The organism is Mycetocola sp., assembly GCF_025464835.1.
GTDB lineage: Bacteria > Actinomycetota > Actinomycetes > Actinomycetales > Microbacteriaceae > Mycetocola_A.
Genome location: NZ_JAODMP010000091.1, coordinates 1 through 23,079, shown reverse-complemented (window position 1 = coordinate 23,079; position 23,079 = coordinate 1). Strand labels below are relative to the sequence as shown.

Sequence of the window (23,079 nt, the reverse complement as noted above, 5' to 3'; positions counted from 1 at the left end):
ATGCGCGGCGGAAGATCGACAGTGAGGCTTCTCGCAACGCGGCCGCGGCATCCGCCCCGACGAGCTCGACCGTGCGCTCGTAAGAGATGTTCTCGTCGTGCTGCCCCATCGGCGCCTTCCAGGCCGGCGTGTAGATGGGTTCGGGCAGGCGGTCGCCGTTGGACAGGCCGGCGGGGAGCGGGATGCCGCATACCGTCTGCGACTGCTCGTACTCCTTCCAGCCGGAGCCGGTGAGGTAGCCGCGCACGACGCATTCGACCGGGAACATGTCGAGTTTGCGCACGAGCATGGCTCGGCCGGTGACCTCGGCGGGAACGGCGCCGTCTGCCGCCAGATCAGCGCCGGAAAGGAGGTGGTTCGGAACATCGAGCTGGTCGAACCACCACAGGCTCAGGGCGGTGAGCAGTTCCCCCTTGCCGGGGATGCCGGGGGAGAGCACGTGGTCGAAAGCACTGACCCGGTCGCTTGCGACCACGAGAAGGGCGTCGGATGCTCCGTCCTCGCGCTCGTACAGGTCGCGGACCTTGCCGGAGTAGAGGTGGGTCCAGCGGGGCAGGTTCGTCGATTCGCTCACCCGTCCATTATCGCGTTGCGGCGCCGTCTATCCGGGCCCGCAACGGGAACGAGATACCAAAATCGGTCAACTACGCCCTGGATTCCGGTCGGCAGGGAGCCATTTCTGGTGTTTGGTGCGTCGCACGCGCTACGACGCGACGCGGGCCGCGATGTCCGTGCGGTGCTGCGCGCCCTCGAGCGAGATGTGCCCGAGCGCCTCGTAGGCGCGAGCGCGTGCCTCGGCGAAGTCGTCGCCGAGCGCGACCACGCTGAGGACCCGGCCGCCCGTCGACACGAGGTCATCGCCTCGTGTTCCGGTGGCGGCATGGGCGATATGAGCGCCGGGGACGGCATCCGCTTCGGCCAGTCCACGAATCGGGCGACCGGTGACCGGAGCAGCCGGGTAGTTCTCGCTCGCGAGGACGACGGTGACGGCGGATGCCGGTGCGAACGTCGGCCTGTCGTTCTCGGCGAGGGTGCCGGTGGCGGCTGCGTACAGCAGGCGGGACAGCGGGGACTCGAGGCGCGGCAGCACGACCTGCGTCTCCGGGTCGCCGAAGCGGGCGTTGAATTCGATCACCCGGATGCCGCGGTCATCGTCACCCTCCCGCCTGGACGTGAGGATGAGACCGGCGTAGAGCAGTCCGATGAACGGGGTCTGCTCTTCGGCGAGCTGGGCGACGACGGGCTTCGCGATCGTTTCGAGAACCTCGGTGACGAAGGCGTCCTCGCTGCCGAAGGTCCCGTCGAGCCAGGGCAGAGGCGAGTACGCGCCCATGCCGCCGGTGTTCGGGCCCTCGTCTCCGTCGGCGAGGCGCTTGTAGTCCTGGGCGGGGGAGAGGGGCACGACGGTGTGGCCGTCGCTGACGAAGAACAGCGAGACCTCCTGGCCGTCGAGGAACTCTTCGACGAGGACGCTTCCGTGGTCGAGGTAGGTACGGGCATGCTCGAGCGCCGCCTCGCGGTCGGTGGTGACCAGCACACCCTTTCCGGCGGCGAGCCCGTCGGCCTTGACCACATACGGCGCGCCGAACAGATCCAAGGCGGTCTCGGCCTCGGCTAGCGTTCCCGCACGGCGGGCCCGGCCGGTGGGCACACCAGCGACGTCCATGACGCGCTTCGCGAAGGTCTTCGAACCTTCGAGTTCAGCGGCTGCGCGCCCAGGACCGAACACGGGGATGCCCTGCTCGCGCAGCTCGTCGGCGACGCCGGCGACCAGGGGCGCTTCCGGTCCGATCACGACAAGGGCGACGGCGTGGGCGATGGCATAGTTCGCGACGGCGACCGGGTCATTCGGGTCGAGGTCGACGGTGTCGACAACCTGCCCGATCCCGGCGTTGCCCGGGGCTGCAAGAACCTCGTGGCCGGCGTCCTCACTGAGGAGCGACAGGATGATGGCGTGCTCTCGCGCACCCGAACCGAGGACAAGGATCTTCACACGTACTAGCCTAGAGCGCATGGCACGTGCCCGCATTCCGGATGGCGTCGGCCGCGACGCGGTCGACCTCGCCGTTCGAGAGGCCGCCTCCCGCGACCAGATCGCGACAGCCGTGCGGTACACCCTTCAATTGCTCGCTGAGCGGTCCAACGGCAACACCCTCGAGGTTCGCGTGCCCCCGTTCGGCGCCGTGCAGTGCATCGAAGGGCCCAGACACACCCGTGGCACCCCGCCGAATGTCATCGAGACGGATGCCGAAACCTGGCTCGCCCTCGCCACCGGTGCGTTGTCGTGGTCGGATGCCGCGGCATCCGGCACCGTCACGGCCTCGGGGCAGCGCGCGGACCTGACCGGGCACATCCCGGTCCTCCGTTTGCCGCGCTGACCGCGAATCGGCGGTGGACCGATTCCCCGCCCCACCCGCGCGCGTTCACCGGTTCCGGACCGGGTCACCCGTCGCACCGAATGTTCCGGAACGCGTCACCCGTCGCACCGGATGTTCCGGAACGCGTGATCAGCCTGCGCGGAAGCCGGCTCAGAGCTGCGGTGCGCGCGCCGCCGGCTGGGCGGGAAGGTGGTCGGACTCTCCCAGGGACCGTCGGGCAAGCAGAGTGCCTCCAGCAACGGCCGCTGGCATGGTCACGAGTGCTCCGAAAGGCACGAGGAAGAGCAGGAACACGGCCACGCCGAAACCAAGGGTGGTGGAGCGTTGGGCATTCAGCAGCCGGCGCCGATCGGCCAGCCTCAACCCCCGGCGTTCGAACGGCGCAGTGGTGAGCTCGAGGGCGAGGAACCATCCGCCGCCGACAGCGCCGAGGATTCCGGCACAGACGGGGCCGAGTACCGGGATGAAGCCCAGCAGCAGGAGCCCAAGTCCGACACCGACTGTGATGGCGAGAATGCGTAGCGATTCACTGAGCCCCCGAGCAACAGACGGCCAGAACCGAACGTCGACAGCATTCTCGACGCCGCCGAGCGAGTCCTCGACCCGCTCCGAGATCCTCTCGAAGAAGGGCTGGCCGATCAGCAGGGTCACCGCGGCGAAGAGGTAAACGAGAAGGAGGACCCCGGCTGCGATGAGGGCGAGTGCGACGAGGAGCCGGAGGCCTGAGCGGAACGCCTCATCCCAGGTGTTCGCGAACGGAGTGACGAGGGTGGCGAGGTTTTCGAGGTTGAGCGCGAGCAGCACGACGGCCACGGTGAAAACGGTCAGGGTGATGAGGCCGGGGATCGCGCCGATCAGCATGAGCCGTGGGGATGTGCCCCACAGCCGGAAGCCTCGTCCGAGGAGCCGGATGCCGGCCGCGAATCCCGTGAGGAAGCCGGGCTTCGTCGTCTCGCTTGTCATCCTCACAGGGTAGCCGGACGGATGGCCTCGCTCGCCAGCAACGGAACGGGGCGAATCAACCGGAGGAGACCGTGCTCACCGTCACATCTCTCCCCGCCGGAGCCCAACGCGCGACTCCACATTCAGCAGAAGTGGCCCGACACGCCGTCCAAGGGCCTCACCGATGCGGCGTGTCGCAAGGATCTCCTGAATTTGGGGGGCGTTGCTGAATTTGACGTCACACGCAAGCTGGTCCGAACGAAGAAGGCACCCGCTCGGATAAGGGACAATAGGACTATGAACACTGAGCCAGCCCGTCCTGAGCCAGACTCCCCTTCCGCGCAATCCGACCCGTCAGGCGAGAGCGCCGGCCGTCGGAGGGTGGCGGTCCGGCGCTCGCCGAAGTACGGCAACTTCGCCACGGTTGGCGCCCTGCTCGGCGCTGTCGCCGCTTTCGTGCTCACTGTCGCCATCCCGCAGGATTTCGAATACGCACGGGCGAAGGGATTCGCTGAATACTCGCAACTCCAGATCTTCGGTTTCCTGCTGCTCATCTTCCTGGTGATCGGTATCGGCCTTGCCCTCACCGTCGCGATCCTGCTCGACCGCAGGAGCAGCAGGAGAAGCCGCATCGTCGAAGCGGATAGAGTTGACGTGCATGAGGCTCCCGTCGCAGGGACGCACGTCGAAACGGAAACGCTCGACACGGCATCCGCCCCGGCCCTCGAGCAAAACCCCCCGCAGATTCCCCCCACGACGAACGAGGGCAAAGCGTGAGCAACCATTCCCCGGCGGACGACTCCTCCTCGAGTTATCGGCAGGCTGGTGTTGACACCGCAGCCGGGGACCTCGCCGTCTCGCTCATGAAGTCAGCGGTCTCGAACACCCACGGCCCTGAAGTCCTCGGAGGCGTCGGCGGATTCGCCGGTCTCTTCGATGTGTCCTTCCTCACCTCCTACCGGCGCCCGCTGCTCGCCACATCGACCGACGGCGTCGGCACGAAGGTCGCCATCGCGCAGGCCATCGACAAGCACGACACGATCGGCCAGGACCTCGTCGGCATGGTCGTCGACGACATCGTGGTGGTCGGAGCGAAACCGCTCTTCATGACCGACTACATCGCCTGCGGCAAGGTCGTGCCGCAGCGCATCGCCGACATCGTCGCGGGAATCGCCCGCGCCTGTTCCGCCACCGGCACGGCCCTCGTCGGTGGTGAGACGGCCGAGCACCCCGGTCTTCTCGGTCCGGACGACTACGACGTGGCCGGCGCCGCAACCGGAGTGATCGAAGCAGACGACCTGCTCGGCGCCCACCTTGTCGAGGATGGCGACGCGGTGATCGCTCTCGAGTCCTCCGGTCTGCACTCGAACGGTTACTCTCTCGTGCGGCATATCCTCGCGCAACGGGGCATCGCCTTCACCGATACCTCTGCCGAACTCGGCGGGATCGTCGGCGAGGTCCTCCTCGAGCCGACCCGCCTGTACACCTCGCCGCTTCTCGACCTGATCGCACGGCGCCCAGGCGCCGTGCACTCGCTGTCCCACGTCACCGGCGGCGGGATCGCCGCGAACCTCGCCCGGGTACTCCCCGTCGGCAGCTGGGTCGAGGTCGACCGCAGCAGCTGGTCGCCCGCCCCGGTTTTCCGTGCGCTGAGCGACCTCGCCTCCTCGACGCTCGAGAGTGCCGAGGGCACCTGGAACCTGGGCATCGGCTTCTTCGCCGTCGTTCGGGCGGATGCGGCGACCGCGATCGCCGCGGACCTCACTGCCGGCGGCATCCCCGCCTGGCAGGTCGGAACCGTGCACACGACGCCTCGTGACCTGACTGGATTCGAACAAGGTGCGAAGGGTGTGAACGGCGGCGCCGTGCGCCTGGTCGGAAGCTACTCCCATTAACCTCACAGCAACCCTAGGAGCCAGCTAAGAATGTGCGGCATCGTCGGCATCGTCTCACCGGAACCGGTCAACCAGCAGGTCTACGACGCGTTGCTGCTCCTGCAACACCGCGGTCAGGACTCGACGGGCATCGCCACAGCTGACGGCCCCACCTTCCACATCCACAAGGCGAAGGGTCAGGTCAGGGAGGCGTTCCGCACCCGCGACATGCGTTCTCTGCAGGGCAAGATGGGTCTCGGCCACGTCCGGTACGCAACCAAGGGAATCGCGGACAACGAGCAGGAAGCTCAGCCGTTCTACGTGAACGCGCCATACGGCATCATCCTCGTGCACAACGGCAACCTCACCAACACCCGTGAGCTGGCCGACCAGCTCTTCCGCATCGACCGCAGGCACGTGAACTCGACGAGTGACACGGAGATGCTGCTCAACGTGCTCGCCACCGAGTTGCAGTCACAGATCGCCGGCCTCGAACTCGACCCGGATCAGGTCTTCACCGCCGTGTCGCAGGTGCACGAGCGGGTTGAAGGGTCGTACGCCGCAATCGCCATGATCGCCGGCCACGGGCTGCTCGCGTTCCGCGACCCGTTCGGCATCCGCCCGCTCATCCTCGGCCGCCGTTCCGCCGGTTTGGTGGGGGATGAGTGGATCGTCGCATCCGAGTCGCTCGTGCTCGAAAGCGCCGGGTACGAGGTCGTCCGTGAGGTCGCCCCTGGTGAGGCCATCTTCATCACGACCTCGGGTGAGATGTACTCGCGCCAGTGCGCGAAGAACCCACGACTCGTGCCCTGCTCCTTCGAGTACGTCTACCTCGCTCGCCCTGACTCGGTCATGAACGGCATTTCGGTCTACGAAGCCCGCCTCCGACTCGGCGACCGGCTGGCAGATACCATCGCCCAGCACGCGCCGATGGGGGACATCGACGTCGTCATGCCCATTCCGGATTCATCGCGCCCGGCGGCCATGCAGGTAGCGCAAAAACTCGGGATCGAATACCGCGAGGGCTTCTACAAGAACCGTTACGTCGGCCGGACCTTCATCATGCCTGGTCAGGCTCAGCGTAAGAAAAGCGTCAGGCAGAAGCTCAACGCCATGTCGACGGAGTTCAAAGGGAAGAACATCCTCATCGTCGATGACTCCATCGTGCGGGGGACGACCTCGAAGGAGATCGTCGACATGGCCCGTGCCGCCGGCGCCAACAAGGTGACGTTCACTTCGGCTGCTCCGCCCGTGCGCTTCCCGCACGTCTACGGCATCAACATGCCATCGCGCAACGAGCTCGTCGCCCACAACCGCAAAATCCCTGAGATCGCGCGGGAACTCGGCGCTGACCGCCTCATCTACCAGGAGGTCGAAGACATGAAGCAGGCGATCCTCCAGGGGTCGAACGTGACTGATCTCGAGATGAGCTGCTTCACCGGCGATTACGTCACCGGTACCGTGACGCCCGAGTACCTGGAGTGGGTCGAGCGGACCCAGCTGTCCTGACCTGAGCCGTCTCCTCGCCCTTATCGGCTCAGGGGCGTCGCTGTCAACGCCGGATGCGTTTTATCCGCATTCCCCATGGTCGTGTCACCCTTTTGGGAGGAGGCACGACGACATGAGTTTGATATCACGACATTCCGAGCGGTTGGCTAGCCCGTTCAGCGAGGTGCGCCAGGGAGCGCGGGACGAACTTCTGATGGTTGTCGCCGGCGCGACCGGGGTGGTCTCCGTTCTCGGAGCCATCACCTGGGTCGTGGCGGTCACCGTCATTGCCTGACCTCGCGGCAAAACCCCGGTCTCGCGATATGGCGTGAGTCCATGGTCACTGAATCAGAGGTGAACCGCGAGATCGCCGCGGGCGAGAATCCGGGTTCGGCCCTTCGGCGGATGCTTCGCTCGGTGCGGGCCCGGACCGACACGCGCCCGCGACTGCGCAGCTTCTACCGGTTCAGCGTCGGTGGGCTCGGCGGCACGATAGCGGCCGGGTCTCTCGAGCGGCTGCGTGCACGCTTCTGGGTATGGTGGAAGGGCCACGCTTCGACGGGCTCAGTGACCGCGACGCCGCACTTCGACAAGCGCAGTGACCGAAATCAAGCCCTCTTGGGCTCCCCTGCAGGCAAGTCGTCTGTGTACTCCGACCACTTTGCCGCTTCGTCGCTGTAAGCGTCGTCGTGCGAATGACCCGTGAGCTCACGCTCAAGTGCGTCGTAGTTCACATCAGGACTGAATGACTTAAGCTCACGCGCGATCTTGGTGTGCTTTGCCTTCTGACGGCCACGCCCCATGCGAGACCCCCTTACGAATTAGTAGCGGGGCGGTGAAGATCCGCCCTATGGTTTTCACCCACCAGGGAACGATAAAGACTAACCTCGATCTTAGCATGGCGGCCCGCTCGGATCGGCCGTCCGGGCGGCCGAGACCGATCGGGGAGTGCCCTGCTCGAGGGACGGATCGCTGGTCGCCTCTTTCTTTCGCCGCGAATCGGGCTCAGTGCAGGCAGCGCTGAGATGATGTTGTCGACGCCGGATGCCACCGACACCGCCACGGTGAGGACATCGTCGACGAGATGCGCCGACACCACGACCAGCCCCGCCTTCTCGCCCAGGTTCCGGTGAGCCACCTCATAGTCGTGTTCCTGCTGAGCTTCGTTATTCGGTCGTCGTGCCGAACGCCGCCCTGATGCCGTCTCGCACGCGGGCAAGATCTGCCCGCAACTGCTGCACCGTGGCATCCGACAGCGTGCCAATCGCCACCTGCTTGCGGAGGTCGGAGCGGAGCTGCTGACGGAACTCGGCGATCACCACATCGGCGTCGTGCAGGGCAATGCGGCTGGTCGTGCGATCGTCTGGCTCTTCGGTCGAGGCGAAAGGCGCACTGGACGCGGATTGTTTGGCCTGGCGAGCGGCAGAGGCAAGGTCAGCCTTGAGGCTGCGCATCGCATGGGTGACGCCGCTGCGCACCTCGTCGGCGAGGCGGCGGACCGAGTCGGTGAGTTCGAGCTCGATCGCGTCGAGGTCGCCCTGGCGTCCGTCGAGTTCGCGGCGTCCCGCGTCGGTGATGGAATAGACGGTCTTGCGTCCGTCGCTTTCCTTCGTCACGAGGCCGTCTTCCTCGAGCTTCGCCAGCCGGGGGTAGATCGTGCCGGCGCTCGGCGAATAGGTTCCCCCGAATCGGTCGGAGAGCGACTGAATCAGTTCGTAGCCATGCTTCGGGCCCTCCGCCAGCAGACTCAACAGGTAAAGGCGGAGGCTTCCGTGGCTGAAGACAGGGCTCATGCCACACCACCCGTCGAGAACGCGTCGTCTGTGCCAGCCGGCGCGGCATCCGAACGGCGGATCACGGTGACATTGCCGGAAACCGAGTTGGCGACGACATCCGTGTAGAAGTTGCCGTCACCCTCTGTCGTGCTCGTGAAGCCACGACCGCGGGTGCCCTTGATCACGGCATTCTCGAGCTGAAGCCTGCCCGAAACGGTGTTGACGACGTAGCGCGTGCCGACGTCCGGGGACAGGCGGGCTGTCAGGTTGCCTGAGACCGTGTTGGTGGCGATGCGGTCACAGTGACCGTGCGCGTCGACGAAGACGTCGCCCGAGACCCCGTCGCTCGAGAACTTCGAGATGTTCCCCGAAGCGGTGATGTCTCCCGAGACGGTGTGCGCGTTGACGGATCCCGTATGCGACTGGACGCTGATCTCCCCTGAGACGCTGTTGAGGTCCAGGTTGCCCGTCACGCCTTCGACCTGCAGTTCCCCGTTCACGGTCGACAGTCTTGCGCTCGTCTTGAGCCCGGAGATGAGGGCGTTCGCGGAGACCATCCCGAAGGTCAGTGCGACGGTGCGGGGCACGAGGACGCTGATCTCCGCCTTGGCGGAGTTCTGGCCGAACGACTTGAAGACGTCGAGGAAGTTCTCCCAACCCAGCTGTGGGTGGTCGATTTCGAGTACGTCTCCGTCGATCGTGATCTTGAGGTCTTTGCCGGTGACGCTGTGGACTTCGATGCGAGCCGACTCTTCATCGTGGCCGAGAATGTCGATCTTGCCGCCGATCAGGCCGACTTTGAGCTTGCGAACAAGCTCGACGTCGATGATGCGTGACTCCCCGGGGAGCACGACCCATTTTTCCAATGCCATTGTTCTTCCTTCTCCTGCCGACCGAAGCCCATGCGACGTCGCGATATATCGCGACAAGTGAAATTACGATATATCGCGTCGGGAAGGGAATCAAGAGGTTTCGAGGAACACTCAGGAATCGAACTCAGCCCTGGTCGACGGGGAGGCCGGCGCCGCTCCAGGCGTAGGTGCCGCCCTCGACGTTCACGGCGCGACGATCGCGCGACTCGAGGTACTCGACGACCCGCGCGCTCCGGGCGCCGGAGGCGCAAATGATGTACAGGGTCTCATCAGCGGGGAGTTCATTCTCTCGCTCGAGGAACTGGCTCATCGGGATGCTGACGGCACCGACGGCCCGCACCTGGGCGAACTCATCAGGCTCGCGCACATCGATGATCGCTGCGCCCGGAAGCTTCGCGAGATCGCCAACAGTGATGATTTCCATGAGGGTCCAATCGAGGAGGGGTCGGTGCGATTATTCGCTACCGGCGCAGCATCCGCAATTCACAGAGAGCGTGACGTTGACGCTACGTCAACCTCTACCTGGTTTGAGAGGCGGTGAGGACGATGGAGTAATCGATCCAGGAGGTCGTAAAGCACGCGGGAACACCGAGCAGAACGCTCCGGCACTACGGCGACGTCGCGCTCCTGCGCCCGAGCAGACTCGGCTCGAATGGATCCCGCTACTACGAAGAGGCGCTCGTTCGGTTGCAGAGAATTCTGCTCCTCCTGGGCCTCGGTCTCGGGCTCCCGCGATCGCCGTTGTGCTCTCGCGGTCGAGGACACCCTCATCAAACTGGAACGAGCTGCACAACTGATGGCAGAGAAAACCACGCATCGGCGAAAGATACGGATCCGCTGGCGGGCGCCCGATTCGTCCGAAACGCTCTCACGATCTCCGCGAACCGCAGCCGGTAGCGGTTCGAATGCACCCCGGCATCCGCCTGTCCCGGTTCCCAGCCGGGTGGGCGGATGTCGTCGCCTAGTTGGCGGGGGAGTCCACGAGGGGCTCGCTCGGCTTCACCGAGCCCTCGAGTCCGTCCCTGACACCGCCGGGCTGAGCTGTGTCACCAGGCAGCACGATGCGGAACCAGGGAATGGTGAGGTTGCACAGAGGGCCGACGAGCAGTGCGAAGAGAACGGTACCGACGCCGACGTTTCCGCCGAGGATCCAGCCAGCGGCGAGAACGAAGACCTCGACCCCAGTGCGGCCGACCCAGATCGGCCAGCCGGTACGTTCGTGGATGCCCGTCATCAGCCCGTCGCGGGGTCCGGCCCCGAAACGGGCTCCGATGTACAGCCCGGTCGCCAGTGCGAGGACGAACAGCCCGGCCGGGAACATCAGGATTCGAATCCACAGGTCGAGGTTCTCAGGGATGAGCCACAGGCCGACGTCGGCAGCTGGTCCGACGAGCAGCACATTGAGCACTGTGCCGACCCCTGGCTTCTGTTTCAGCGGAATCCAGAAGAGGAGCACGACGATGCCGACACCGATGGTGATCGCTCCGAAACCCCAGCCGGTCTTCAGCGAGATCCCCTGCGTCAGGACATCCCAGGGGGCCACGCCGATCGCCGCCCGGACGATGAGCGCAAGGGCCACACCGTACAGGAAGAGACCCAGGAGCAATTGGACGGTTCGACGGAACATGGTCTCTATCCAATTCGATAATTGGCCTTTCATCAAGAGGCCAATCTGCCTAGAGTGGCCTTATGTCAGAGGTCCACATCACTGCACGTGCTCTCGCTGCGTTGCTCGGGCGCTGGCGTACCGACGACGCCGCGTATCGTTCGCTCGCCGATCGCATTCGCCTGCTGATCCTCGATGGCCGGATCCCGGCCGACACCCGGCTCCCTGCCGAGCGGGACCTGGCCGAGCGCCTGGACATCAGCCGAACCACCGTGACGGCCGCATACCGCGAGCTCCGTGACAGGGACTTCCTCGAAAGCATCCGGGGCTCCGGAAGCATCGCTCAACTCCCAGGTGTCCGGCCGGCGCCCGTCCCGTCGAGCGCACCCGGCTACCTGGACTTCAGCAAGGCGGCGCTTCCGGCAGCGCCCCAACTCACCGACGCCGCGCAGCGGGCCGCTCACCGGCTCGGGCACTACCTCGACGGGTTCGACTACGACACGATCGGACTGCCCGAACTTCGGGCGGCCATCGCCGACCGGTACATCGACGCGGGCCTTCCCACATCGCCAGACGAGATCCTGGTGACCCTCGGGGCGCAGCATGCCATCGGGTTGATCGCAAGAACGCACCTGTCGCGCGGCGACCGGGCGGTGATCGAGCAGCCGACCTATCCGCACGCCCACGACGCGCTCCGTGCCGCCGGTGCGCGCCTGGTGCCGGTTGCGGTCACCGCCGACGACGGATGGAATACCGAGAACCTCGAGCAGGCCATCGACCAGTCGTCGCCCACGATCGCTTACCTCATGCCGGACTTCCACAACCCCACCGGTGCCACGATGTCGGTGGAGGCACGCCGCAGGGTCTGTAGGGCGGCGGCGAGGCAAGGCACGGTGCTCGTCATCGACGAGACGACGGCAGAGCTTGACATCGACAGGGGAACACCATTCGTGCCCTTTGCCGCTTCAGACGATGCCGGCGCGGCGATCCTCACCGTCGGCTCCGTCGGGAAGACGGTCTGGGGCGGCCTGCGTATCGGGTGGATCAGGGCCGACCGCGGCGTGATCCGCAAACTGGTCGCTGCCCGCAACGTCGGCGACCTCGGCACGCCGATCCTCGAACAGCTCACCGTCCTCGAGCTGCTGCCGGCGATGCCTGACATCCTTCGCGGTCGACGGGATCAGCTCGCGGCCACCCGCGACCTCGTCGAACGGGTTCTGGCCGACCGGCTCCCGCATTGGCAGGTTCCCCATGTGAACGGCGGGCTGGCGATCTGGGCGGGGCTCGGTGCGCCGGTGAGTTCGCAGCTCGTCCTCGCCGCCCGCAGCCAGGGACTTCTCGTCGCGACCGGTCCGCGTTTCGGTATCGACGGGGCATTCGAACGATTCCTTCGCATCCCGATCACCTATCCGCTCGCCGACACGGAACGGGCCCTCGACGCACTGTCGGTCGCCTGGCGGTCGATCATGCGAGCCCCAGTGCCCGATGCTGCGCTGCACGCCGAAATTGTGTGACCTGATCCGCTGGGTATGCACCCGGTTTCGGGGAAACCGGCCCAAGTACTGTGACAGAATTTCACTGGTGAGCGGCTGGAAGGCCGTCGCTCGTCGCGATCGCGGCATCCTTCGCTGGACATCAGGAGTACCGTGCACGCCCTCGCCGTTCTGAGCATGAAGAACAGGGCGCTCATTGCGCTCATCACGATCGTCGCGGCTGTGTTTGGCGGCATCGCGCTGACCAGCCTCAAGCAGGAACTCGCGCCGAGCGTGCAGTTCCCGCAACTGGCGATCATCACCAATTACCCGGGGGCAGCACCCGAGGTGGTCAACGACGACGTCTCCACCCCGATCGAAACAGCCATCCAGGGCGTCGCCGGGCTCGAGTCGACGGCGGCGACATCGACGACCAACCTCAGCCTGATCTCCGCCACGTTCACTTACGGCACCGATCTGGCCACGGCCGAGCAGAAGATCAACCAGGCGATCAACCGGATCAAATCCCGGCTCCCCGCCGATCTGGACACACAGGTGCTCTCGGGCAGCCTCGACGACCTCCCCGTCATCCAGCTCGCGGCTACCGGCGGCGACGGAAACACGGACGCCCTGTCAGAAGCGTTGAGCCGCACAGCCGTTCCCGACATCGAAGACATCGACGGGGTACGCGAGGCAGCCGTCATCGGCAATGTCGGCGAGCGTGTGACCATCACCCCGGATGCCGCCAGGCTGCAGACCGCAGGCGTCGGCTCCGCCGCGATCGGCAACACACTCCAGCAGAACGGTGTGCTCCAGCCGGCAGGAGAGATCACCGAGGACGACGTCACTTTCGCGGTGCAGACAGGATCGAAGCTCGGCTCAGTCGACGACATCGCCGCGCTGCCGCTCGTCGGGCAGGCCCAACCCGGCACCGTCCTCACCCTCGGCGACGTGGCATCCGTCGAACTCACCGACAACCCGGTGACGAGCATCTCACGCGTCGATGGCAAGCCAGCGCTGACGATCGCGGTCACCAAGGTCCCAGCCGCGAATACCGTCGACGTGTCCAAGGGCGTCCGCTCGCTCCTGCCCCAGCTCGAAGAAGCCCTCGGTTCGGACGTGAACCTGACCATCGTGTTCGACCAGGCTCCATACATCGAGGAGTCGATCGAGGCGCTGGCGACGGAGGGGCTGCTGGGGCTCGCGTTCGCCGTGCTCATCATCCTCATCTTCCTTCTCGACCTGCGGGCGACGCTGGTCACCGCCATCTCCATCCCGACATCGGTGCTGATCACCTTCATCGGGCTGCAAGCCACCGGTTACACCCTCAACATCCTCACCCTCGGCGCGCTGACGATCGCCATCGGTCGCGTCGTCGACGACTCGATCGTCGTGATCGAGAACATCAAACGGCACATGAATGCCGCGCGGGACCGCAGCGCCGATGGTCGTGCCTTCTCCATCCTCACCGCCGTGCGGGAGGTGGCCGGGGCGATCACCGCCTCGACCATCACCACCGTCGCCGTGTTCCTGCCGCTGGCCTTCGTCGGGGACATGACCGGGGAACTGTTCCGTCCGTTCGCCCTCACCGTCACCATCGCGCTGCTGGCCTCGCTTCTCGTCTCGCTGACGATCGTTCCCGTTCTCGCTTACTGGTTCCTCCGGGCGAAAGAAGCGAGGGCAGCGACCACCAAACCGCAGAAGGTGTCACGTGCGGCCGCCCGAAAGGCCGCACGGGCCGCAGCCGCTGAGTCGGAGCAGGCAGTGGGTGTCGCAGACGGCGTCAACGCCCACTCCGAGTCACCGGAGCGACGCCTGCCAGCGGGGGTGTTCGCCTCCCCGGCCATCGTCGACGCCAGGTACCTGCTCGCTCCGCCGCGGCACGAGGCGGTGGGATCGGAAACACCGCCGACGGCGGTACTCGCCGTCGAGGCGCAGGAGTCCACGCCGTCCCTGGGGAAACCGGCTGAGGTGCCTGCCGCGTCTGCGCCTACCCGCCGCGGTCGCCGGAACGGTGGCGAGGACGAGGACGAGCTCGACCACCCCACCCGGCTGCAGAAGGGTTACCTGCCGCTGCTGAACTGGACCCTCAAACACTCGGTCGTCACGATCCTCCTGGCCGTGCTCGTGCTCGGCGGAACGGTCGCCCTCGTGCCGTTCATGAAGACGAACTTCCTCGGCAACTCAGGCCAGAACACGCTCACCGTCTCACAGGAGCTGCCGGTCGGGTCCAGCCTCGCGGCGCAGGATGCCGCAGCCGGGCTCGTCGAGGACGCCCTCCGCGACATCGACGACATCGACAGCGTGCAACTATCGATCGGCTCCTCCGGAAGTTCCCTCCGCGACGCATTCACCGGGGGCGGCGCGGGGAGCATCACCTACTCGATCACGACGAACGAGGACGCCGACCAGGAAGCACTCCAGTCGCGGGTGCGGACCGAGCTCGACCGTGTCGACGGTGCCGGTGAGATCGAGGTCGTGGCATCCGGAGGCTTCGGAGCGTCGAGCGACATCGAGGTCGACATCACCGCGCCCAACCAGCAGACCCTGCGCGAGGCGACGGATGCGGTGACGGATGCCGCGAAGGACCTCCCTGGGATGCGCCAGGTCACCAACAACCTCAGCGACTCCCGGCCGTACATCGCGGTGCAGGTCGATCGGTTGACGGCTGCGGAGGCCGGATACTCCGAGGTCGCCCTTGGCAGCATCGTGTCTGCCGCCATGCAGCCGTCGACAATCGGAACCGTCGTGATCGACGAGACCACCGTGAGCATCTACCTCGCCAGCGAGGACCCGCCAGCCACCGTCGAGGAACTCGCCGCGCTGACCGTTCCGACGATGCTCGGGCCGGTGCGACTCGACTCGCTCGCCACCGTCGGCGAGGTCGACGGACCCTCGTCGATCACCACTGTTCGTGGGCAGCGGTCGGCGACGGTCGCCATCACGCCGTCGAGCGACAACATCGGAACGGCGAGCGCTGAAGTCACGGCCGCGGTCGATGACCTCGACCTGTCCGGCGGCGCGACAGCCACCCTCGGCGGCGTGACGGCGGACCAGTCGACAGCGTTCCAGCAGCTCGGGCTCGCCATGCTCGCCGCGATCCTCATCGTCTACGTGGTGATGGTGGCGACGTTCCGGTCACTGCGCCAGCCGCTGCTTCTGCTCGTGTCCGTGCCGTTCGCGGCGACCGGTGCCATCGGACTGCAGGTGCTGACCGGGGTGCCGCTCGGCGTGGCATCCCTCATCGGTGTACTCATGCTCATCGGCATCGTGGTGACCAACGCCATCGTCCTCGTGGACCTCGTGAACCAGTACCGGGATCGCGGCATGGCCGTCGCCGACGCGGTCCGGCACGGAGCGAGCCGCCGGTTGCGGCCGATTCTGATGACGGCGCTCGCCACGATCTTCGCCCTCGTGCCCATGGCGCTCGGCATCACCGGCCACGGCGGCTTCATTTCTCAGCCGCTCGCGATCGTCGTGATCGGCGGGCTCGTGTCGTCGACGTTCCTCACCCTGATCGTTCTGCCAACGCTGTACAACCTCGTCGAGGGCGCACGTGAGCGGAGAATCGCCCGCCGCACCGCACGGGAGGCCGCTGCGACTACGGTTCGGTGAGCCCGGCCAGCAGCTCGACCAGCAGCCGCTCGGTGAGCGGCGCCGGCAGCGATTCGAGCAGGGCGAGCAGGGGCGCCATCCGTTCGGGGAGCACCGGCCCTCCGTCACGGATGCCGAGACCCAGACTGTTGAGAAGAGCGGATGCCTCCGCAGAGTCGAGCTGGTCGGTGCGGGTCCCGAGGGCAGCGAGCGCGTCGCCGAACCCAGCCGGAAGCCCGGCGACCACGTCGGCTGCCGACGCCGCAGACACGCCCCTGACCTCGTCGGCGGCGGACGTCAGGGCTGAGAGAAGGCCAGGAAGCACCGACTCGGTGACCGGCGTGATCGTCAGATGGGTGGTGTGCGGCAGCCGGGTCCCGTCTGACTGGACCAGCCCCGGCTGCAACTGCAGCAGCCAGCCGCGTTGTCTGACCGAGTCGGCCCAGTGGTGCGGGTCGACGCGCCGATCCTCCTGCACTGAGTCGTCGGTCGCCACCGCGCACAACGGTCCGACGGGGGAACCGACCACGCGCAGCCCGTCGATCGCCTGCACGGCCGCCGTGACGGCATCCGTCGACCGCCGACAGGACGCCGCGAGCTCGGCGAACCCGGACTCCCCGAGCCTTTCGATGATCGCCCAGGCAGCGGCAAGGGCACCCGCTGATTTCGAACCGAGCATCGTCGCGTTGACAACGGGGTAACCGGGCCAGCGGCGGGTGGCGAAGTATTGCGCGCGGTGCCTGTCACGACCCCGATGCAGCAGAACGGATGCTCCCTTCGGTGCGTACCCGAACTTGTGCAGGTCGGCGGACACGCTCGTGACACCCTCGACGGCGAAATCCCACGCGGGCAGCGGATCGGCGTCGCCCGCCCACCACGGCAGCACGAAGCCGCCGATGCACGCATCCACGTGCACGGCGATGCCGGCGTCCGCAGCTGCAGCCGCGACCTGCGCGACCGGGTCGAGCGACGCATGCGGGTAGGCCGGCGCCGACACGACGACGAGCGCGACGTCGGGGCCGAACCGCTCCGTGAGGCACTCCGGCCCGACCTCCCCGCCGGCGTCCACGGGAACGAGGTCAAGCTCGAGGTCGAAGTACTGAGCCGCTTTGGAGAACGCTGCGTGAACCGTGACGGGGGCGAGCAGACGGGGTGTCCCCGTCCCGCCCGCCGCGCGCCAGACATCCCGCGCCGTCTTCACCGCGAGGAGACAACTCTCGGTGCCCCCTGACGTGACCGTGCCGACGACGTCGTCTCCGTGCAGCATTCGCCTGGCGAACCGGACGATATCCCGCTCCATCGCCGCCACCGACGGGAATGCTGTCGGGTCGAGACCATTGACCGGCTGCATGATCCGGATCGCCTCGGCCGCCAGCTCGTCGAGTTCGGCGAGACCGGAGTCGTAGACGTACGACAGGACTCGGCCTCCACGGGTCGGGGCGTCCGCTGCCCTCAGCCGGGTGAGCGTCGCGAGGATTTCGGCGGAACGGCCCGAGAGTGCGGATGTCATCTGGCCAGATTCCCCCGGCTGAGAGGGGCTGTCGGAAGATCGATGTCACCCTGCCTCAAGCGGTACCGGCGCAACGTGAAGAGGCTCGCGATGAGGAGGAGTGCGGGCACCACGCTGAAGCTGAGCACGATACCCAGAAGGGCGGATGATGACTGGTCGACCGACTGACCCACGACGCGTTCGGCGTACCCTGTGGCGGCGAGGATCACCGAGAGAACGGTCGCGCCGAACGCCATCCCGGCGGTTTCGCCGGCGGTCCATACGCCGCTGAAGGTGCCGGCGTGGCCCTCGCCGTTCGTTCGGGCGTCGTGGGAGATCACATCGGGGAGCATGGCCATCGGCAAGGACTGCATTCCGGCGTAGGCGGCGCCGGCGAGTGCCACCGGTGCGTACACCCAGAGCCCAGGTGCCCACGCCAGGCCGAGCAGGGCAAGGGCGGCGACGCCGAACAGGCTGCTGGCGAGAGCGAAGGCACGCTCCTTGCCGACCCGGCGGGCGAAACGACCCCACGCCGGGGCAAGAAGCAGCGCCGGAGCGATGAGGGCCACGAAGAGCAGGGTCACGGAATCCTCTGAGCGCAGCACCCAGGTCGCCACATATTGGGCGCCGGCGAGCATCATCCCTGTTGCCAAGCCCTGCAGCACGAAGGTTCCGAGGAGGGCACGGAACGGACGGCTGCGACGCAGCGTGTCGAGTCCGGCACGGTAACCGGCCGCGGGGGACAACGGAGGAGAGCGGCGGGCGATCGGTTGATCTCGCGGCGCGACGGACGACGCCACCAGCATCCCGGCACCGAGCACGAGACCCGCGACAGCCGCCATGATCAGGTACCCGACCCTCGGGTCATCGCCGAGCCCGCGCAGCAATGGACCACCGGCCCCGAACAGGAGGATGGCGACGGTGAGCACCACCACACGCCAGGTCAACAGGCGGGTGCGATCGTCGTACCCGGATGCGAGCTCAGCGGGCAGGGCGATGTACGGCACCTGGAACAGGCTGAAAGCTGTGGCGCAACCGACGAAGGCCACGAAGACCCAGCCCGCGGATGCCACGGGGCCGAGCCCCGCAGGAACCGCGAAAGTGAGTAGGAAGAACACCGGGAGTGTGAGGCCGCCGATGATCATGTACCGGCGACGGGACCCGGTGGTGGCCAGGCTGTGATCGCTGCGGTTGCCGATCACCGGGTCGATCAGGACATCCCAGATCTTCGCCGCGGCGACGACGAGACCGGCGGCCAAGGCAGCGACGCCGAGCGTGTCGGTGAGGAAGTAGAGAAGTACGAGGCCCGGCAGCGTCGCGAATCCTCCGGTGCCGAGCGAACCGATTGCGTAGGTTGCGATCGTTCGCCGATCCACCCACTGCGCCGTTGCGTCCATGCACGCAGCTTATGGCCTAGGGGCTTGCCCGTCGAAGACGGCGTCCTGGCTGTTCGTCACTGCTTCGATGCCGTCGGTGGTGAACGGGGAGTTCCCGTTGACAATGACCGATTCCTCTGACGTCGGATCTGTGCCTGGGATCCCGCTGCACCCGCTGAGGAGCGCTGCGATCATGGCTGCGACAAGCAGATGGGCCTTCACCGGGCACCACCAGTGCTTCGCAACTGCGCGGTATCCGCACCGCAGACGGTTCCCTCGATGTTTTCCCCTCGTTGACGTTCACGGTCAGCCTTGGGGGCACCGCGTCAGTGCGAGAGCATCCTCGCCATGCAGTAGCTGTGCTTCTCGCTGATGTACTGGCCGAACTGAGGAATAGCGCTGTACCCGCAGCGCGCGTACAGCGCCTGCGCGTCGGTATGGAGCGTGCCCGTCTCGAGCACGATCTGGCGGAGGCCCGCGGCGCGGGCGTCGGCTTCGATTCGTTCGAGCAGCCGCGTTCCGACACCTTGTCCACGGGCGTCGTCGCGGACGAACATCCGTTTCAGTTCCGTCACGGCGACGCCCCACGGGACGAGGGCGGCCATGCCGATCGCACGGCCGCCCTCGTTTCGCGCGACGTAGACGGAGATTCCCGGGCGGTCGAGTTCTTCGACATCCAGGAGGAAGTTGCTCTCCGGTGGGTAGAGGGACTGGGCGAATGCCGTACCGAGCCGAAGGAGTTCGATCACCTCGGGTTGGCGCGGGGTCTCCACGGTCACCGAGACCGTCGAGGAGGCGCGGTCGTCCCTCGCGTGCGTGCTCGTCATGGTGCCAGTGAACCGTGGATCTGTTTCGCCACGGTTACGGCGGGTTTAACTCTGGAGCGCGGACTGGTCCCCGATAGCGAAGCGGACGGCGCCTTCCTCATCCACTTGGGCGTCGAGGATCTTGTCGTTCAGAACGGCTGCGGCGTTCTCCTCGAGGAATACTCGAGCGCCGGCGACCTCGAGCACCTCATCCAGCGGTTCGGGGGACTCGGCGACGGCGACGGCCAGGTCGGCGCTGTCGGCGGCCGAGCTGGAGATGCGGAGGCCGCTATCCTCGGTGCCCGCGGTCTGGGTGGTGATCGTGCGAACGATGGTGCTTGCGTTTTCGGTGAGGGTCAGCATGTGCTTCCTTCCGGTTGGCGAGTGAAGTGTCCCACCCTTCCGAGAGTCGGCGCCGATTTCAACTTCTCGTCCTGTTTTGGAGGCCATTCACACCTTGTCTCGGGTTAACGACGGATGCCTCCCCGCGGTAGCGAGGAGGCATCCGTTCGATTCGGTTGGACGCGGTTTAGGCCGTCCGGCGCGAGTTACGAGTGATCAATCCGTAGATGAGAAGAACGATGATGGAACCGACGATGGCGAGAAGCCAGGTCTGGATGCTCCAGAACTCCTGAAGGTTGGCACCGAAGAGGAGCCCGCCCAGCCAGCCGCCGAGCAGTGCGCCGACGACGCCGAGAAGCAGCGTGATGAACCAACCACCGCCCTGTTTACCAGGAAGAATGGCCTTCGCGATCGCGCCAGCGATCAGGCCGAGTAGAAGAAACGCGAGGAAGCTCAAAGCTCCACCTCCATTTGTTCAGAACGTCCCGAGCCCGGGACTCGGGATCCCACCGGGTTAGGCGGGTGTAACCGAATAATACCCCCGTATGGGCATCAGCCGGGGATTTGCCGCGAATGCATGACGTTTAGGGCCAATATTCGTCAGCCGCGTGACACCGGCGGGAGATTGAGGTAAAGTTGCCGGGTCGGCTCTGGACACCGCGGGATGTACCGCGGAAGGGTTTGTAAGTCTGGTGGGCCGGTTATACGTCGCGATAACGCGTACGTATTCACACGATGTGAAACGGTCCCGGCCATTGACTGCTCGGGTATGAGAATGCCGCGGTTTTTGCTGCGCGCGCTTGCGATTCATGCATATATAAAACCCGGAAAGAACTATGCCCAAGAACAAAAAACCAGCTGGCGGACGACCCGTCAAGAACTTCGAACCGAGCTACGCCCGCAAGAGCGGCGGCCCTGCGGGTTCTCCAGCCGGAAGCCGTAGCGCCGGACACCGTGGCTACCGCCCGGTCGAAGGCGACGCGCCCAAGAAGGCTCGCTGGAATGCCGACGAGCGTGCTGCTCGCCGCCACTCGGACGAGCCGCGTGAGCAGCGTTCTCCCCGTGACGAGCGTTACGGCGCCCCGGCCGCCCGCGGCGCCGAGCGTCCCGCGTACAACCGTGGCGAGAACCGTCCGGACCGCGCCGAGCGTCCGGCGTACAACCGTGGGGAGCGGACCGAGCGTCCGGCGTACAACCGTGGGGAGAACCGTCCGGACCGGACCGAGCGTCCCGCGTACAACCGTGGGGAGCGGACCGAGCGTCCGGCGTACAACCGTGGCGAGAACCGTCCGGACCGCGCCGAGCGTCCCGCGTACAACCGCGGGGAGAGCCGTCCCGACCGCGCCGAGCGTCCCGCGTACAACCGTGGGGAGCAGACCGAGCGTCCGGCGTACAACCGTGGCGAGAACCGTCCCGACCGCGCCGAGCGCCCCGCGTACAACCGTGGGGAGCGGACCGAGCGTCCCGCGTACAACCGTGGAGAGCGGACCGAGCGTCCCGCGTACAACAGCGCCGAGCGTGCCGAGCGTCCCGCGTACAACGGTGGGCGCCCGACCTTCACCCGTGGCGAGCGGATCGAGCGTCCCTCGACCGGCCGCACTTCCGGTGGCCGTGACGACCGCCAGCAGCGTTCGTTCAGCGACCGCCCGGAGCGTGGCTCGTACAGCCGTGATGACCGCGGTCCCCGCAAGGACTTCGGCACCGACCGTCCCCGTCGTGACGCCGGCGAGAAGAACTTCTACCCGAACCGCGACGCCAAGGGCAACTTCACGCCCGAGGACGACGTCGTACTCGAGCGTCTCGAGGCGCAGGCCACTCTGGCGACCGACGTCGTCGGCGTGAGCTTCTCCGACCTCGGCCTCGGCGGCAACATCGTCGCAGCGCTCGCCGAGCTCGGTGCACCGAGCCCGTTCCCGATCCAGGCAGCGACCATCCCGGACGTCATCGCCGGCAGAGACGTTCTCGGCCGGGGCCGCACCGGATCGGGCAAGACGATTGCCTTCGGCGCCCCGCTCGTCGAGAAGCTGATGGAGAACGGCGGAGGCAAGAAGCGTGCCATGGGACGCAAGCCCCGCGCCCTCATCCTCGCGCCGACCCGGGAGCTGGCGCTGCAGATCGACCGTACCGTGCAGCCGATCGCGCGCAGCGTCGGCCTGTTCACGACGCAGATCTACGGCGGTGTGCCGCAGGCGCGCCAGGTGGGTGCGCTTCAGCGCGGCGTTGACATCATCGTCGGCACCCCTGGCCGGATCGAAGACCTCATCGAGCAGGGTCGCCTCGACCTCTCCGAGGTCACTGTGACTGTCCTCGACGAGGCCGACCACATGTGCGACCTCGGCTTCCTCGAGCCGGTCCAGCGGATCCTCCGCCTGACCGCGCCGGGTGGGCAGAAGCTGCTCTTCTCGGCAACCCTCGACAAGGGTGTTGCGTCGCTCGTCAAGGAATTCCTGCCGAAGCCGTCCGTGCACGAGGTCGCCGGTGAAGACCAGGCCTCAGCGACGATCGACCACCGCGTCCTCGTGGTCGAGCACCGCGACAAGGACCGCCTCATCGAGGAACTCGCCAACCGTAACGAGAAGACCCTGATCTTCTCGCGCACTCGGGCATACGCCGAGCGACTGGCCGACCAGCTGGAGGATGCAGGAATCCGTGCTGTTTCGCTCCACGGGGACCTCAACCAGGCCCGTCGTACCCGCAACCTCGCGCAGCTCACCTCCGGGCGGGTCAACGTGCTGGTCGCAACCGACGTCGCAGCACGTGGCATCCACGTCGACGACATCACCCTGGTGATCCAGGCTGACGCCCCCGACGAGTACAAGACCTATCTGCACCGTTCGGGCCGCACCGGCCGGGCCGGCAAGGAGGGCACCGTCGTCACGCTCATCCCGAAGGCGCGCCAGCGCCGGATGACCGACCTTCTCGGCCGCGCCGAGATCGAGGCCGACTACGTTCACGCGCGCCCAGGCGACGAGATCGTGGAAGAGATCGCCGGTCGAATGACCAACGCGAAGCTCACGCGCTAACGCTCAGCCGCACCGGAACACCCGTTCCGGACGAGAACACCC

The 23,079-nt window shown here is 66.5% G+C and carries 23 protein-coding genes and 1 pseudogene; 10 read left to right on the top strand and 14 right to left on the bottom strand.

Going from position 1 to position 23,079, the window contains the following annotated elements; genetic code table 11:
* Both JWP90_RS11330 and purD read right to left on the bottom strand, forming a co-directional pair.
* Window positions 1-574, bottom strand: a 574-nt coding sequence (locus JWP90_RS11330; RefSeq protein WP_297364062.1) for a phosphoribosylaminoimidazolesuccinocarboxamide synthase, incomplete at its 3' end; no start/stop codon positions are given.
* Between the two features lie 129 nt (window positions 575-703).
* On the bottom strand, window positions 704-1,993 hold the full coding sequence (gene purD, locus JWP90_RS11325; RefSeq protein WP_297364059.1) for a phosphoribosylamine--glycine ligase: 1,290 nt from the start codon (window positions 1,991-1,993) through the stop codon (window positions 704-706).
* 19 nt (window positions 1,994-2,012) lie between these two features.
* On the opposite strand from purD, the gene JWP90_RS11320 reads away from it, so the two are divergent.
* Complete coding sequence (locus JWP90_RS11320) at window positions 2,013-2,378, top strand: sterol carrier family protein (RefSeq protein WP_297364057.1); 366 nt, start codon at window positions 2,013-2,015, stop codon at window positions 2,376-2,378.
* A 150-nt stretch (window positions 2,379-2,528) separates the two neighbouring features.
* Here JWP90_RS11320 and JWP90_RS11315 read toward each other — a convergent pair whose 3' ends face one another.
* On the bottom strand, window positions 2,529-3,341 hold the full coding sequence (locus JWP90_RS11315) for an EI24 domain-containing protein (RefSeq protein WP_297364054.1): 813 nt from the start codon (window positions 3,339-3,341) through the stop codon (window positions 2,529-2,531).
* A gap of 276 nt (window positions 3,342-3,617) precedes the next feature.
* On the opposite strand from JWP90_RS11315, the gene JWP90_RS11310 reads away from it, so the two are divergent.
* The 5 genes from JWP90_RS11310 to JWP90_RS11290 all read left to right on the top strand — a co-directional run bounded on the left by JWP90_RS11310 (window position 3,618) and on the right by JWP90_RS11290 (window position 7,363).
* Entirely contained in the window at window positions 3,618-4,097 is a 480-nt protein-coding gene (locus JWP90_RS11310) for a hypothetical protein (protein WP_297364051.1), read from the top strand.
* A complete protein-coding gene (purM, locus tag JWP90_RS11305; RefSeq protein WP_297364048.1) occupies window positions 4,094-5,215 on the top strand; it encodes a phosphoribosylformylglycinamidine cyclo-ligase in 1,122 nt (373 codons plus the stop codon). The genes JWP90_RS11310 and purM overlap by 4 nt, the downstream gene beginning before the upstream one ends.
* Before the next feature lie 30 nt (window positions 5,216-5,245).
* Window positions 5,246-6,703, top strand: coding sequence for an amidophosphoribosyltransferase (gene purF, locus JWP90_RS11300; RefSeq protein WP_297364045.1), 1,458 nt, complete (start codon window positions 5,246-5,248; stop codon window positions 6,701-6,703).
* Window positions 6,704-6,815: 112 nt separating this feature from the next.
* The gene (locus JWP90_RS11295; protein ID WP_297364042.1) at window positions 6,816-6,977 is read left to right on the top strand and encodes a hypothetical protein; all 162 of its coding nucleotides are present in this window, start codon (window positions 6,816-6,818) and stop codon (window positions 6,975-6,977) included.
* 41 nt (window positions 6,978-7,018) lie between these two features.
* The gene (locus tag JWP90_RS11290; protein WP_297364065.1) at window positions 7,019-7,363 is read left to right on the top strand and encodes a hypothetical protein; all 345 of its coding nucleotides are present in this window, start codon (window positions 7,019-7,021) and stop codon (window positions 7,361-7,363) included.
* On the opposite strand, the gene JWP90_RS11285 is transcribed toward JWP90_RS11290, so the two are convergent.
* The 4 genes from JWP90_RS11285 to JWP90_RS11270 form a co-directional block, all read right to left on the bottom strand.
* The gene (locus JWP90_RS11285; RefSeq protein ID WP_297364040.1) at window positions 7,291-7,485 is read right to left on the bottom strand and encodes a DUF3073 domain-containing protein; all 195 of its coding nucleotides are present in this window, start codon (window positions 7,483-7,485) and stop codon (window positions 7,291-7,293) included. The genes JWP90_RS11290 and JWP90_RS11285 overlap by 73 nt on opposite strands.
* 363 nt (window positions 7,486-7,848) lie before the next feature.
* Window positions 7,849-8,475 (bottom strand): PadR family transcriptional regulator, encoded by a 627-nt coding sequence (locus JWP90_RS11280; protein ID WP_297364037.1) that lies wholly within the window; start codon window positions 8,473-8,475, stop codon window positions 7,849-7,851.
* A complete protein-coding gene (locus JWP90_RS11275; protein WP_297364034.1) occupies window positions 8,472-9,329 on the bottom strand; it encodes a DUF4097 family beta strand repeat-containing protein in 858 nt (285 codons plus the stop codon). Before JWP90_RS11275 ends, JWP90_RS11280 begins: the two co-directional genes overlap by 4 nt.
* Window positions 9,330-9,453: 124 nt before the next feature.
* The gene (locus tag JWP90_RS11270; RefSeq protein ID WP_297364031.1) at window positions 9,454-9,753 is read right to left on the bottom strand and encodes a rhodanese-like domain-containing protein; all 300 of its coding nucleotides are present in this window, start codon (window positions 9,751-9,753) and stop codon (window positions 9,454-9,456) included.
* A 134-nt stretch (window positions 9,754-9,887) separates the two neighbouring features.
* Between JWP90_RS11270 and JWP90_RS11265 the strand changes: the two are divergent.
* A pseudogene (locus JWP90_RS11265) lies at window positions 9,888-10,061 on the top strand (MerR family transcriptional regulator); the annotation flags it as partial.
* 229 nt (window positions 10,062-10,290) lie between these two features.
* Here JWP90_RS11265 and JWP90_RS11260 read toward each other — a convergent pair.
* Window positions 10,291-10,956 (bottom strand): hypothetical protein, encoded by a 666-nt coding sequence (locus tag JWP90_RS11260; protein ID WP_297364029.1) that lies wholly within the window; start codon window positions 10,954-10,956, stop codon window positions 10,291-10,293.
* 62 nt (window positions 10,957-11,018) lie between these two features.
* On the opposite strand from JWP90_RS11260, the gene JWP90_RS11255 reads away from it, so the two are divergent.
* Entirely contained in the window at window positions 11,019-12,449 is a 1,431-nt protein-coding gene (locus tag JWP90_RS11255; protein ID WP_297364026.1) for a PLP-dependent aminotransferase family protein, read from the top strand.
* Between the two features lie 132 nt (window positions 12,450-12,581).
* On the top strand, window positions 12,582-16,022 hold the full coding sequence (locus JWP90_RS11250; RefSeq protein WP_297364023.1) for an efflux RND transporter permease subunit: 3,441 nt from the start codon (window positions 12,582-12,584) through the stop codon (window positions 16,020-16,022).
* Here the strand turns inward: JWP90_RS11250 and JWP90_RS11245 are convergent.
* The 6 genes from JWP90_RS11245 to JWP90_RS11220 form a co-directional block, all read right to left on the bottom strand.
* Window positions 16,009-17,511 carry an aminotransferase class V-fold PLP-dependent enzyme gene (locus JWP90_RS11245; protein WP_297364020.1) on the bottom strand — a complete coding sequence of 501 codons (1,503 nt, stop codon included), beginning with the start codon at window positions 17,509-17,511 and terminating at the stop codon, window positions 16,009-16,011. The two genes, JWP90_RS11250 and JWP90_RS11245, sit on opposite strands and share 14 nt — an antisense overlap.
* On the bottom strand, window positions 17,508-18,887 hold the full coding sequence (locus JWP90_RS11240; protein ID WP_297364017.1) for an MFS transporter: 1,380 nt from the start codon (window positions 18,885-18,887) through the stop codon (window positions 17,508-17,510). The genes JWP90_RS11245 and JWP90_RS11240 overlap by 4 nt, the downstream gene beginning before the upstream one ends.
* Window positions 18,888-18,896: 9 nt before the next feature.
* Complete coding sequence (locus JWP90_RS11235; protein WP_297364015.1) at window positions 18,897-19,088, bottom strand: hypothetical protein; 192 nt, start codon at window positions 19,086-19,088, stop codon at window positions 18,897-18,899.
* A gap of 104 nt (window positions 19,089-19,192) precedes the next feature.
* Complete coding sequence (locus JWP90_RS11230) at window positions 19,193-19,693, bottom strand: GNAT family N-acetyltransferase (protein WP_297364009.1); 501 nt, start codon at window positions 19,691-19,693, stop codon at window positions 19,193-19,195.
* 45 nt (window positions 19,694-19,738) lie between these two features.
* Window positions 19,739-20,035, bottom strand: a complete 297-nt coding sequence (locus JWP90_RS11225; RefSeq protein ID WP_297364005.1) for a Fe-S cluster assembly protein HesB — start codon at window positions 20,033-20,035, stop codon at window positions 19,739-19,741.
* 166 nt (window positions 20,036-20,201) lie between these two features.
* Window positions 20,202-20,471: a GlsB/YeaQ/YmgE family stress response membrane protein gene (locus tag JWP90_RS11220; RefSeq protein ID WP_297364002.1), complete on the bottom strand. Its 270-nt coding sequence runs from the start codon at window positions 20,469-20,471 to the stop codon at window positions 20,202-20,204.
* A 379-nt stretch (window positions 20,472-20,850) separates the two neighbouring features.
* Between JWP90_RS11220 and JWP90_RS11215 the strand changes: the two genes are divergently transcribed.
* On the top strand, window positions 20,851-23,037 hold the full coding sequence (locus JWP90_RS11215; RefSeq protein ID WP_297363998.1) for a DEAD/DEAH box helicase: 2,187 nt from the start codon (window positions 20,851-20,853) through the stop codon (window positions 23,035-23,037).
* Window positions 23,038-23,079: the final 42 nt, after the last annotated feature.

Bases quoted from the DNA above. Each gene is read 5' to 3' on its own strand.
- JWP90_RS11280 (WP_297364037.1), bottom strand. From the start codon at position 8,475: ATGAGCCCTGTCTTCAGCCACGGAAGCCTCCGCCTTTACCTGTTGAGT.
- JWP90_RS11310 (WP_297364051.1), top strand. From the start codon at position 3,618: ATGAACACTGAGCCAGCCCGTCCTGAGCCAGACTCCCCTTCCGCGCAA.
- JWP90_RS11225 (WP_297364005.1), bottom strand. From the start codon at position 20,035: ATGCTGACCCTCACCGAAAACGCAAGCACCATCGTTCGCACGATCACC.
- JWP90_RS11315 (WP_297364054.1), bottom strand. From the start codon at position 3,341: ATGACAAGCGAGACGACGAAGCCCGGCTTCCTCACGGGATTCGCGGCC.
- JWP90_RS11255 (WP_297364026.1), top strand. From the start codon at position 11,019: ATGTCAGAGGTCCACATCACTGCACGTGCTCTCGCTGCGTTGCTCGGG.
- JWP90_RS11275 (WP_297364034.1), bottom strand. From the start codon at position 9,329: ATGGCATTGGAAAAATGGGTCGTGCTCCCCGGGGAGTCACGCATCATC.
- JWP90_RS11245 (WP_297364020.1), bottom strand. From the start codon at position 17,511: ATGACATCCGCACTCTCGGGCCGTTCCGCCGAAATCCTCGCGACGCTC.
- JWP90_RS11320 (WP_297364057.1), top strand. From the start codon at position 2,013: ATGGCACGTGCCCGCATTCCGGATGGCGTCGGCCGCGACGCGGTCGAC.
- JWP90_RS11240 (WP_297364017.1), bottom strand. From the start codon at position 18,887: ATGGACGCAACGGCGCAGTGGGTGGATCGGCGAACGATCGCAACCTAC.
- JWP90_RS11270 (WP_297364031.1), bottom strand. From the start codon at position 9,753: ATGGAAATCATCACTGTTGGCGATCTCGCGAAGCTTCCGGGCGCAGCG.
- purF (WP_297364045.1), top strand. From the start codon at position 5,246: ATGTGCGGCATCGTCGGCATCGTCTCACCGGAACCGGTCAACCAGCAG.
- JWP90_RS11230 (WP_297364009.1), bottom strand. From the start codon at position 19,693: ATGACGAGCACGCACGCGAGGGACGACCGCGCCTCCTCGACGGTCTCG.
- JWP90_RS11260 (WP_297364029.1), bottom strand. From the start codon at position 10,956: ATGTTCCGTCGAACCGTCCAATTGCTCCTGGGTCTCTTCCTGTACGGT.
- JWP90_RS11295 (WP_297364042.1), top strand. From the start codon at position 6,816: ATGAGTTTGATATCACGACATTCCGAGCGGTTGGCTAGCCCGTTCAGC.
- JWP90_RS11285 (WP_297364040.1), bottom strand. From the start codon at position 7,485: ATGGGGCGTGGCCGTCAGAAGGCAAAGCACACCAAGATCGCGCGTGAG.
- JWP90_RS11290 (WP_297364065.1), top strand. From the start codon at position 7,019: ATGGTCACTGAATCAGAGGTGAACCGCGAGATCGCCGCGGGCGAGAAT.
- JWP90_RS11215 (WP_297363998.1), top strand. From the start codon at position 20,851: ATGCCCAAGAACAAAAAACCAGCTGGCGGACGACCCGTCAAGAACTTC.